Origin of the sequence: Streptomyces sp. HB132, assembly GCF_016909575.1 — a bacterium.
Classification (GTDB): Bacteria; Actinomycetota; Actinomycetes; order Streptomycetales; family Streptomycetaceae; genus Streptomyces.
Map to the genome: position 1 here is coordinate 132,519 of NZ_JAFBGA010000006.1, position 11,243 is coordinate 143,761.

The 11,243-nt window shown below is 69.4% G+C and carries 11 protein-coding genes and 1 pseudogene; 7 read left to right on the forward strand and 5 right to left on the reverse strand.

Annotated features, from left to right (window positions below; genetic code table 11):
• Positions 1-16: 16 nt before the first annotated feature.
• The 5 genes from JOC24_RS15985 to fdhD are packed head-to-tail and all read left to right on the forward strand — an operon-like array spanning position 17 to position 6,624.
• Positions 17-1,006 (forward strand): 2-dehydropantoate 2-reductase, encoded by a 990-nt coding sequence (locus JOC24_RS15985; RefSeq protein WP_205020962.1) that lies wholly within the window; start codon positions 17-19, stop codon positions 1,004-1,006.
• On the forward strand, positions 1,003-2,958 hold the full coding sequence (locus JOC24_RS15990; protein WP_205020963.1) for a molybdopterin oxidoreductase family protein: 1,956 nt from the start codon (positions 1,003-1,005) through the stop codon (positions 2,956-2,958). The genes JOC24_RS15985 and JOC24_RS15990 overlap by 4 nt, the downstream gene beginning before the upstream one ends.
• A complete protein-coding gene (locus tag JOC24_RS15995; protein WP_205020964.1) occupies positions 2,949-4,913 on the forward strand; it encodes an NAD(P)H-dependent oxidoreductase subunit E in 1,965 nt (654 codons plus the stop codon). Before JOC24_RS15990 ends, JOC24_RS15995 begins: the two co-directional genes overlap by 10 nt.
• Entirely contained in the window at positions 4,910-5,770 is an 861-nt protein-coding gene (locus tag JOC24_RS16000; RefSeq protein WP_205020965.1) for a 2Fe-2S iron-sulfur cluster-binding protein, read from the forward strand. The genes JOC24_RS15995 and JOC24_RS16000 overlap by 4 nt, the downstream gene beginning before the upstream one ends.
• Before the next feature lie 5 nt (positions 5,771-5,775).
• On the forward strand, positions 5,776-6,624 hold the full coding sequence (gene fdhD, locus JOC24_RS16005) for a formate dehydrogenase accessory sulfurtransferase FdhD (protein ID WP_205020966.1): 849 nt from the start codon (positions 5,776-5,778) through the stop codon (positions 6,622-6,624).
• A 148-nt stretch (positions 6,625-6,772) separates the two neighbouring features.
• On the opposite strand, the gene JOC24_RS16010 is transcribed toward fdhD, so the two are convergent.
• Entirely contained in the window at positions 6,773-6,982 is a 210-nt protein-coding gene (locus JOC24_RS16010) for a DUF397 domain-containing protein (protein ID WP_205020967.1), read from the reverse strand.
• Positions 6,964-7,806: a helix-turn-helix domain-containing protein gene (locus JOC24_RS16015; protein ID WP_205020968.1), complete on the reverse strand. Its 843-nt coding sequence runs from the start codon at positions 7,804-7,806 to the stop codon at positions 6,964-6,966. The genes JOC24_RS16010 and JOC24_RS16015 overlap by 19 nt, the downstream gene beginning before the upstream one ends.
• 180 nt (positions 7,807-7,986) lie before the next feature.
• Here JOC24_RS16015 and JOC24_RS16020 point away from each other — a divergent pair, with 180 nt between their 5' ends.
• Positions 7,987-8,253: a hypothetical protein gene (locus tag JOC24_RS16020; RefSeq protein WP_205020969.1), complete on the forward strand. Its 267-nt coding sequence runs from the start codon at positions 7,987-7,989 to the stop codon at positions 8,251-8,253.
• Between the two features lie 68 nt (positions 8,254-8,321).
• Positions 8,322-8,531, forward strand: a complete 210-nt coding sequence (locus tag JOC24_RS16025) for a hypothetical protein (RefSeq protein ID WP_239580556.1) — start codon at positions 8,322-8,324, stop codon at positions 8,529-8,531.
• A 496-nt stretch (positions 8,532-9,027) separates the two neighbouring features.
• On the opposite strand, the pseudogene JOC24_RS16030 reads toward JOC24_RS16025, so the two are convergent.
• The 3 genes and pseudogenes from JOC24_RS16030 to JOC24_RS16040 form a co-directional block, all read right to left on the reverse strand.
• A pseudogene (locus JOC24_RS16030) lies at positions 9,028-9,330 on the reverse strand (transposase family protein); the annotation flags it as partial.
• A 168-nt stretch (positions 9,331-9,498) separates the two neighbouring features.
• On the reverse strand, positions 9,499-10,578 hold the full coding sequence (locus tag JOC24_RS16035; protein WP_239580527.1) for an SMI1/KNR4 family protein: 1,080 nt from the start codon (positions 10,576-10,578) through the stop codon (positions 9,499-9,501).
• A gap of 262 nt (positions 10,579-10,840) precedes the next feature.
• Positions 10,841-11,158 carry an RICIN domain-containing protein gene (locus tag JOC24_RS16040; protein ID WP_205020972.1) on the reverse strand — a complete coding sequence of 106 codons (318 nt, stop codon included), beginning with the start codon at positions 11,156-11,158 and terminating at the stop codon, positions 10,841-10,843.
• Positions 11,159-11,243 lie beyond the last annotated feature (85 nt).

Genomic DNA, 11,243 nt, shown 5'->3' on the forward strand with positions numbered 1-11,243 from the left:
CCGAACGGAGAGCCCCGTGAAAGTCGCAGTTGTCGGCGCCGGAGCCATCGGCGCCTATGTCGGGGCCGCGCTCCATCGCGCAGGCGCCGAGGTCCACCTCATCGCCCGGGGCGCCCATCTGGCGGCCATGCGCCGTGACGGTGTGCGCGTACTCAGTCCGCGCGGTGACTTCACCGCACGGCCCGCCGCCACCGACGACCCGTCGGACGTCGGGCCCGTCGACTACGTGTTCCTCGGTCTCAAGGCCAACTCCTACGCGGTGTCAGGGCCACTGGTCCATCCACTGATGCACGAGCGCACCGCCGTGATCGCCGCCCAGAACGGCATCCCCTGGTGGTACTTCCACGGGCTGGCCGGCCCGTACACGGGTCGTCGGCTCGACAGCGTCGACCCGGCGGGATCGGTGAGCGCCACACTGCCGCCCGAACGCGCCATCGGGTGCGTGGTCTACGCCGCCACCGAGATCGAGGCGCCTGGCGTCGTACGCCATCTCGAAGGCACCCGGTTCTCCATCGGTGAGCCCGACCGGTCACTGTCCAGACGCTGTACGGACTTCAGCGAGGCCATGGTCGCCGGCGGGCTCAAGTGCCCCGTGGAATCCGATCTGCGCAAAGACATCTGGATCAAACTGCTCGGCAACATCTCCTTCAATCCGATCAGCGCGCTGGCCCGCGCCACCATGGGCCAGATCTGCCGCCATCCGGAAACCCGCGCGCTCGTGGAGTCGATGATGCGCGAGACCCTCGACGTGGCGGCGGCCGTCGGCTGCCGTCCCGAGATCTCCGTGGAGCGGCGCATCGCGGGCGCGGAGCGCGTCGGCGATCACAGGACATCCACCCTCCAGGACCTGGAGAAGGGCAAACCCCTCGAACTCGACGTGCTGCTCGCGGCCGTCGTCGAGCTGGCCGACCTGGCCGGGACGCCCGTACCGACGCTGCGCGCCGTGCACGCGCTCGCCGATCTCCTCGCCACCACGTCCTCGGCACCGGCAGGGAGCCCAGCATGAAAACCGAACGCACCGGCGACAGGAACCGCAAGGGCCGGCAGCCGAAGACGTACGAGCGCCTCACCCATCCCCTCGTCCGCGGGGAGGACGGCGTGCTGCGCCGGGCGAGCTGGGACGAGGCACTGGCCCGGGCCGCCGCGGGATTCCGGCGGACCCGCGAGGCGCACGGACCCGACGCCTTCGCGATGCTGTCCTGCGCCCGGGCCACCAACGAGATGAACTACGTGGCCCAGAAGTTCACCCGGGTCGTCATGGGCACCAACAACGTCGACTCCTGCAACCGCACCTGCCACGCCCCGAGCGTCGCCGGGCTCTCGGCCGCCTTCGGTTCCGGTGGCGGCACCTCCTCGTACGAGGAGGTCGAGCACACGGACCTGATCGTGATGTGGGGCTCCAACGCCCGTTTCGCGCACCCGATCTTCTTCCACCACGTGCTCAAGGGCATCCGCAACGGGGCACGGATGCACGCCGTCGACCCGCGCCGCACCTCGACCGCCGAATGGGCGGAGAGCTGGCTCGGCCTCAACGTCGGCACCGACATCCCGCTCGCGCACGCCGTCGGCCGCGAGATCATCCACGCCGGGCTCGTCAACCGTGCCTTCGTGGACCGCGCGACCAGCGGGTACGACGAGTACGCGGCGCTCGTCGAACCCTGGACCCCGACCGCGGCCGAGAAGGTCACCGGCGTACCGGCCCAGGCGATCAGGGACCTCGCCCACGCCTACGCCACGGCCGAACGGGCGCAGCTCTGCTGGACCCTGGGCATCACCGAACACCACAACGGCACCGACAACGTCCGCGCGTTGATCAATCTCTGCCTGCTCACCGGCCATGTCGGGCGGTACGGCTCCGGGGTCCAGCCCCTGCGAGGGCAGAACAACGTCCAGGGCGGTGGTGACATGGGCGCCATCCCCAACAAACTGCCCGGCTTCCAGGACATCCTCGACCCGCCCGTCAGGCAGAAGTTCGAGCGTTCGTGGGACACGGTCATCCCACCCCGCTACGGCAAGACCCTGACCCAGATGTTCGAGGCGATGGAGACCGGCGAGCTGCGCGCGGTGTACTGCATCGGGGAGAACCCCGCACAGTCGGAGGCCGACAGCGACCAGGCCGTGCGCAGGCTGGAGTCCCTCGACCATCTGGTGGTGCAGGACATCTTCCTGACCAGGACCGCCCAACTGGCCGACGTCGTCCTGCCCGCCACCGCCGCCTGGGCGGAGACCGACGGTACGACGACCAACAGCGAGCGCCGTGTGCAGCGGGTCCGGGCCGCGCTCACCCCGCCGGGCGAGGCCCGCGAGGACATCGACATCATCTGCGCGATGGCCGGACTGCTGGGCCACGACTGGAAGTTCGACGACGCCGAGACCGTCTGGAACGAGCTGCGCTCCCTGTCTCCCGACCACTTCGGGATGACGTACGAACGACTCGCGGAGCACCAGGGGCTGCAGTGGCCCTGCCCCGACACGGAGAAACTGCCGGCCTCCTTCCTGCACGCCCGGCTCTGGGAGACCGATCCGGCGCGACGCGGCCCGGCGGCCCCGTTCGGCCTGGTGCAGCACGACCCGCCGGTCGATCTCACCGACGAGTCCTACCCCCTGCGACTCACCACAGGGCGGCGACTGGACTCGTACAACACAGGTGTGCAGAGCGGCAGTTACGCATCTCCGTTGCGCCGTGGCGAGTACATCGAGCTCTGTCCGGAGGACGCGGATTCCTACGGCGTCGCGGTGGGTGAGGAGGTCCGCGTCTCGTCCCGGCGGGGCAGTGTCACCGCGCCCGTCTGGATCGATCCCGGGCTGCGGCCGGGGCTGGCCTTCATGACGATGCACTTCCCGGACGAGGTCGACACCAATCAGCTGACCATCGAGGCGAACTGCCCGATCGCCGGCACCGCCGAGTTCAAGGCCTCCGCCGTACGGATAGAGAAGCTGGTGCCCGCATGGACCTGAGGTACACGGACGCCGCCCCCTCGGATGCCGAACGGCAGGCAGTGGACGCCCTGTTGGGTCCCCCGCCGTCCGGCTGGGAGGGCGCGGCGGAGCGCACGGACGAGGATCTGCGCTGGGCGAGGGGCGGGGCCGCGGCGGCCAAGGACCGCCGCGACCAGTTGCTGCCCGCGCTGCACGCGGTGAACGACCGCGTGGGCTGGATCAGCGAGGGCGCGCTGGACTACATCTGCCGGCGGCTGACGGTCGCCCCGGCGGAGGCGTACGGCGTCGCGACCTTCTACGCCCTGTTCTCGGTGCGGCCCCGTCCGGCGAAGGTGGTCCACGTCTGTACGGACCTGGCCTGCGCGGCCCGCGGGTCGGCGGCCGTGTGCGCGGACCTCACCGAGCGCCTGGGTGCCGCGGGCACTGCGGCCGAGGGCGCCGTCTGGCAGGAGAGTCCCTGCCTCGGTCTGTGCGAGCGGGCCCCGGCGGCGCTCCTCCTCCAGGCTGGGGCACAACCAGCCCCTCCGACCCACCGGACCGCCGTAGCTCCGGCCTCTCCGGCGTTTGAGGGGTCCGGGGGCGGAGCCCCCGGTAACGGGAAGGGGCAGGTGGGGGAAGAGTCGGCCGAAGGCGCCGTCCGGTGCTCCGCCGTACTCGCCCCCGCCACCGCACCCGCCGTCGTCGCGGCCGTCCGGGCTCCCGGGTCGGCCCCCACCGAGCCTCCGGCCGCCGCGGCCGTCCCTCAGGCCGGCGACCCCGCCCTCGTGCTCCTCAGGCGCATCGGAACCGTGGATCCCGCCTCGCTCGACGACTACCGCTCCACCGGCGGCTACACGGCTCTGCGCCGCGCCTTCACGCTCGGCCCCGCCGGGGTGATCCGCGAGGTGCTGGACGCCGGGCTCGTCGGCCGGGGCGGCGCCGCGTTCCCCACCGGCCGCAAGTGGCAGGCCACCGCCCAGCAGGCCGACGGCCCGCACTACCTGGTCTGCAACGCGGACGAGAGCGAGCCGGGCACCTTCAAGGACCGGGTGCTGATGGAGGGTGATCCGTACGCCCTGGTCGAGGCGATGACGATCGCCGGGTACGCGATCGGCGCGCACCAGGGCTACGTCTACCTGCGCGGCGAGTACCCCCGGGCGTACGCGCGCCTCGCCCACGCCCTGACGAGCGCCCGCACCCGCGGGCTGCTCGGCCCCGACGTACTCGGGCAGGGCTACGCCTTCGACATCGAGATCCGGCGCGGCGCGGGTGCCTACATCTGCGGCGAGGAGACCGCCATCTTCAACTCGATCGAGGGGCAGCGCGGCGAGCCGCGCTCCAAACCGCCCTTCCCGGTGGAGAAGGGCCTCTTCGGCAAGCCGACCGCAGTCAACAACGTCGAGACGCTCGTGAACGTGCTGCCGATCCTGGAGCACGGGGCCGCCGCCTACGCCGCGACGGGCACGGAGGCATCCACCGGCACCAAACTGTTCTGCGTATCCGGGCAGGTGGACCGCCCCGGCATCTACGAACTGCCCTTCGGCGCGAGCCTGCGGGAGCTGCTCGAGCTCGCCGGTCCGCCCGAGGAACTGCGGGCCGTGCTCCTCGGCGGGGCCGCGGGCGGCTTCGTACGCCCCGACGAGCTGGACGTCCCGCTCACCTTCGAGGGGACCCGTGCCGCCGGGACGACGCTCGGTTCGGGAGTGGTCCTGGTGCTGGACGACTCGGTGGAGCTCCCCCGCGTGCTGCTGCGCATCGCGGAGTTCTTCCGCGACGAGTCCTGCGGCCAGTGCGTGCCCTGCCGGGTGGGCACGGTCCGCCAGGAGGAGGCCCTGCACCGGATCGTGGACCGGACGGGCGACGCGGCCGCCCAGGACATCGCACTGATGAGAGAGGTGGGGCAGGCCATGCGGGACGCCTCGATCTGCGGTCTGGGCCAGACCGCGTGGAACGCCGTCGAGTCCGCCATCGACCGACTGGGGGTCTACAAGTGACCGCTGTGCCGCTGCAACCGCCGCGCCGGCTCGTCTCGTTCACGCTGGACGGCGAGGAGACCCGGGTCCCGGAGGGCTCGACGATCCTGGACGCCTGCCGGTCGGCCGGCAAGGACGTCCCGACCCTGTGCCAGGGGGACACGCTCACCCCCAAGAACGCCTGCCGCGTGTGCGTGGTCGAGGTGGAGGGGGCCCGCACCCTCGCCCCCGCCTGCTCCCGGCGCGCCGAGCCTGGCATGATGGTCCGCACGGACACCGAGCGGGCCCGGCACAGCCGGAAGGTGGTCCTGGAACTGCTGGCCTCGTCGACGGACCTGTCGACGACCCCACGGGCCGAGGAATGGATCAAGGAGTACGAGGCGAAGCCGGATCGCTTCGGCGCGGACGCGGCCCGGATGAACGAACAGCCGAAGATCGACAACGATCTCTACGTCCGCGACTACGACAAGTGCATCCTCTGCTACAAGTGCGTCGACGCCTGCGGTGAGCAGTGGCAGAACACCTTCGCCATCGCCGTCTCCGGGCGCGGGTTCGACACCCGGATCTCCACCGAGCACGATGCCGCGCTGCCCGACTCGGCCTGCGTCTTCTGCGGCAACTGCATCGAGGTGTGCCCGACCGGCGCGCTCTCGTTCAGCACGGAATTCGACATGCGGGCGGCGGGGACGTGGGACGAGCCCGCGCAGACGCGGACCACGACCGTCTGCGCCTACTGCGGTGTGGGCTGCAACGTGACCCTCCACGTGCAGGACAACGAGATCGTCAAGGTCACCTCGCCGCACGACAACCCCGTGACCCATGGCAACCTCTGTATCAAGGGCCGTTTCGGCTTCCAACACGTACAGAATCGGGACTGAGGGTTATGGGACGGGTCACCGAGCGCCGCCGCACCATCCGCATCCGGGACGGGGTGGTCACGACCCGCCCCGACACGCTCGTCGCCGAGGAGCCCCTGGAGATCCGGCTGAACGGCAAGCCGCTGGCCATCACGATGCGGACTCCCGGCGACGATTTCGCGCTCGCGGCGGGCTTCCTGGTGAGCGAGGGCGTGATCGGTGAGGGCTCCGAGGTGCAGTCGATCGTGTACTGCGCCGGGGCGACGGCCGACGGTGTGAACACGTACAACGTGGTGGACGTGAAGCTCTCCCCGGGCGTCGTCGTCCCCGACATCACGCTGGAGCGCAACGTCTACACCACGTCCTCCTGCGGACTGTGCGGCAAGGCGAGCCTCGACGCGGTCCGCACCACGACCCGCCACCCGGTCGCCGACACTCCCCCGGTCCGGGTGACACCCGCACTGCTCGCCGCCCTCCCCGACCGGCTGCGCGAGGCTCAGCGGGTGTTCGACCGTACCGGGGGCCTGCACGCCGCGGCGTTGTTCTCGCCGGAGGGCGAGCTGCTCGACATCCGGGAGGACGTGGGCCGCCACAACGCGGTCGACAAGCTCGTGGGGAGGGCTCTCACGGACGACCGGCTGCCGCTCTCCCAGTCGATCCTGCTGGTGTCGGGCCGCGCCTCGTTCGAACTGGCGCAGAAGGCGGTGATGGCCGGGATACCGATGCTGGCGGCGGTCTCGGCGCCGTCGTCGCTGGCCGTCGATCTCGCGGCCGAGAGCGGACTGACCCTCGTCGGTTTCCTGCGGGGGCAGTCCATGAACGTGTACGCGGGTGACCACCGCATCGCCCTCGGGGCGGCGGTGGGCCAGGGCTGACAACCCGCCCGCTGCACGGGGCAGGGGTCCGGTCGGCGGGGAGCGCCCCCTGCGTCGGCCGGACCCTCTCGTGCGTGCCGGCGCCGAAACGCCGACAGCCCCGTTGACCAGTCGCTGATCAACGGGGCCGCTTCATTCGCCTGGTACCTCAGATACTCAGCGCGTCGCCCTTCAAGGCCGAGACGAACGACGCCCAGCCGTCCGCCGCGAACGTGAGCGCGGGGCCGTGTGGGTTCTTGCTGTCACGCACAGGGACGACATCAGTGAAGGCGTCGGAGACCTCCACGCACGCGCCACCGTCCGAATTGCTGTAAGAGCTCTTACGCCAAGTGACGGCGCTCAGGTCGAGAGATCGCAAGGTACTTCCTCCAACATCCCTAGGATGAACTTCCGCGACTCAGCCGGGGGCAGAGCCAAGTCACGTACCGCATCGTAGGCCCGTTGCAGCCGTTCAACCGGCTCGTCCGCCTCGATGAGTTCACCCCTGTAAGCGTTCTCCGTATAGGCCACGGTACGCCCGCCCGGCAGGCGCAGGAACCATACATCCGTGCTGTCCAGACCGTATGGCCCCGCACTGAACGGCAGCACTTGAACCGTCACTTGGCCACGCTCACCCACCTCCCCCAGATACTCCAACTGCCCTCGCCACTCCTCGCGATCACGCAGCTGGGTCCGGAGCACCGCCTCCGAGACGATCGTGCGAAACGGTGGCGAGCCGTCACCCACCAGCAACTCTCTGCGTCCCAACCGCGCCTCGACCTGCTGGTCAAGCTCCTTACCCTTGGTCCCACCAGCCGCCAACACCTCCCTGGCGTACCCCGGTGTCTGCAACAGCCCGGGCAACACGCTCACCGAGAAGTGCCACAGGCTCGTGGCCTTCGCCTCCAAGGTCATGTACCGCCGGTACCGCTCCTTGAACTGCGTCTGGTCGTTGATCGCCAGCTCCCACAACGCCAGCAGCAACCCCGGCGTCCCGTAGTACTGGTCTAGCGCCTGCACCACCTCCGGCCCGCCGACCGTCTCCCCCTTCTCCATCTTCCCGAACAACGACCAGTCCCAGCCCAGCCGTTCGCCGAGCTGTCGCAGGCTTTCGCCGCGCTCGGTACGCAGGTGCCGCAGCTCCTCCGCGAACCGAGCGCGTGGTTCCCTGCTGCGGCCCGTGACCGCTCGCCTCGTCGGCATCGTGTCGTGTCCTCCGTGGAACGTGTGGAACGTGCGGGACCCGTCGGAGAGGCACACCTTGTCCCCGGTGTGTCGCGCCCCTGACCGGGCCATCCTCGTAATGACTTACTAACGCACCGTAGCCAGGGGTGTGTGGTCAGGCAGAGGAATCCGCGAAAGCACAACCGAAGGAAGACACCGGTGACACAGCAGAAGCCGCCCCTCCCCCGCAGGACACCCCGGACAGGACACCCGGCAACGGCCAAGCTCCAGGAAGCCGTTGCCGCACGCGACGACCTCGCCGCCGCACTGAGCGGCGCCGGTATCCAGCTGCCGGTGATGGATGTGCGCACCCCCTGGCCGGACAGTGCACGGCCGACCCGGTACGCCCTCGTCCACCTCGGCGTCTGCTCCGCCCCCGTGGCGCACGCCCTCGCCGCGGTGATCAGGAAGGCCGCGGCCAGGTGACGGACGAGTGCGCCCCCTGCGTCGGGACAGCCGTGCACGACGGCGACAGCGGCCGGGTGGGCCTGGTGATGGGCCACGAGGGTCCATACCTCCAGCTCCGCCCGCTCGGCGGTGGCCGTGAGTGGGACGCGGACCCGTCCCGCCTCCGGCCGCTCGACGCGGCCGAGTTGCTGAGCGCCCGCGTCGCCGAGGCCAACGCCCGCAGCCGCAAGGGCCTCGGACTCGGCGACATACGGGGCTCCCCGCACGACGACCCGGCGGAGGACGGCGCACGGTGACCGCACTGCCTGCACCACGGAGCCCCGCAGCCCGGCCGATGCCACCGCGCTCTTCCCTCAACTGACGCCGCCCTCAGCGCGGCGACCCGGTTGCACCCCACTGCGACAACCAGCCCCGGCACAGGTGTGGTTCAGCCTTCGGGTGTCCCGGCGTTCGCCCGGACAGGAGTAACTGTCAGCCCTCGGCGGAAGTCCGGAAACGAGAGTGGCCGACCCCTGTTGACGGGGACGGCCACAAGGGTCGGGCGAAGCGGTCCGCCTCAGCGGGTCCGGCATGCGCTGCTTACGGCTCCTTCTGCCCTGTGCCGCTCTGACCGCGGCACACGCCGGAGACTGCGACGGCTTCGGTGTCTCCGGACATCTGACCGCAGGGGAAGTGGCGTGCTCGCCAAGGATGGTGGTCGAACACGTCACGAGGCAGGAGGGGCGGCTACTGGTCGCTAACCTTCGACCGGTGGTGCCGGCACAAACCCCTCCAGGCCGGTGGCCCCCTGCGCGTGCCGTCGAGCAGGACGAAGGCGGAATCGTGCTCACGCAGCGTCTTCAGTAGACCGGGTGCACGTTCGGCGAGCAGGTCGACGACCGCGCTGGTGTAGGCGTGGGCGGTGGACTCGCTGATCCCGAACCCGGTGGCGATCTTCGCAAGTGTGGTGTGCTCGCGCAGGTACACCAGCGCCACCATCGCGCGTTGAGACGGACGGAGCTTGCAGCGTCGGTCGCCCTCACGGGTAACGATCAGCATGGTGACCCACTCCACGAGTGCATGCGGCAGGTCGAGTGCGGCAGGATGGATGACCAACGAAGCCCCCGAGCAGTGTTGGTGAGACGTAGGACATCTCGCTCAACAGCCCGAGGGCCTCGCTCGTTGCGCTTCACAATCCATCACTGTGACTGGGCGCCTCATCTGCCGATACCCACCACGTGAAGCGCTCACGCTGAACCGAAACCCCCGGGGTCAGCCCAGCTCTTACTGAGCTGCGTACCAACTGGAGTCGATGGCGGGGTTGCGCAGAGCACTCCAGAAGCGTTCGTCAGGTATCGGCGGCAGCGGAGGATTGCCCAGGTCCGCATGCAGATCCGTACGCCAGTCGACAGTGAAATGACTGCGGATTCCGGCGCTCTCGCACACGGACCGGTAGGGGGATCCCCAGATCCCGAGGGCTATCTGCTCCGCGGCCCACCTGCGAATGTTGTCTCGGTCGGTGTCGGCCTGCGCGAGCACCGCGCGGAGTCGCAAAGCGAGCGGACCGGTCTGGTCCGGCCGCGGTGGAGCCTGACCGCACTCCCACGCGTCCAGGGCCGACCTGACCTCCGGGTACTTGTTCAGACTCGATTCGACCGCCAGTCTGCGCAACTGCTTCCGCGCGGCCTCAACCACCTGCTCACGCGGCAGGATCGCGATCAGCGCACCGAGTTCCTCATACCCGTCCAGGTAGCTCGCGTGGAAGAGTTCGGTGGGACTGTAGGACAGGTCCAGCTCCGGCAGCTGCTCATCCGGCGCGGGAAGGGGATCGTCGGCACTGCACTGCGGCCTGAGAGCCAGAGGCCCCTCCCAGAACAGCCGGCCGTTGAACGTGACGACACCACCATCCTTGCCGCGCTCAAGCAGGTCTGCCAGTTCAGCCAGATACCCACCCAGCGAGTCGGCCTGTCCGAAACTGGTGCCGGTCTCGTCGAAGAACCGCCCGATCGCACCGAAGGAATCCCGCCCAGTACGGCAATCCACCAGGAGACCGTCCGACGTCACGTCATAGGAACCGAACTTCACGTAGCTGCGAAGCCAGTAGCCCTCGCCCTCACCCTCGATGCCTTGGTCGATGCCGCGCAGGAACCCGGTAGCCCCGAGGATCCCGCTCACTCCGAGCAGCCGGTCGCCCGTGCTGAACTGGAAAGCCTCAGGTCCCTCCAGCGCCCCGTTATGTCGGAGGAGTGAAGCGACCAGGTCCGGAGGAAAGATGACCCCCAGTTCCTCTTGCGCCGCCGCGATCTCCTCGTCCCTGGCGGGCGGCCGAAGCGTGGCGAAAGTGCGGGGCGCGTGCTCGCGCAACCACGCGTCGATACGAGTCCATGAGGCATGGACCAGGTCTGCTGTCATAGGGCCGACCCTAGAGCCAGCCACTGACAACAGCTTGATCGCCGCTCATCGGCCTTGCCCTCCGTGTTGGCATTCTGGCCGACAAATCCGAGTGGCCCCTTGTCCCGGCTCACCCAGCTGTTGGCACCGGACGCTGCAGCTACCCACCCGAGGCTCACTCGCCAAGTGAAGCGCTCAGTCACAATCACTCGATCGGTGGCCAACTCGAAGAAGCTCACTGTTGGTAGTTGCCTCCGTTGCATGACGGTGCGTAGACGCCCCCGGCCGTGCGGGCATCCAGACAATTCCGCGTGGCCACGTTGCGAAGGGTATGGGTGACAGCTGTCCACTTCTGGTAGTTGCCGCCGTTGCAGGACAGTGTGTAGACCTGGCCTGCCGTGTTGGAGTCGAGGCACCGGTAGGTGGCCATCTGGACGAGTTGCTTGCCCGGGGAAGCCGCCGAAGCCTGCACGGACGTCGCCGCGAGGGCCCCCAGTGCGATGACCCCACAGGCCGCTGCACGGAACCCGGCACGGGCCAATACAGTATTCATTCGTGCGCCTTTCACAGTTCTACCGATTGTGCAGATATTCCTGCGGTGCGTGATGGGGGGATATCCACCCGTCAGAGGTCGGGAG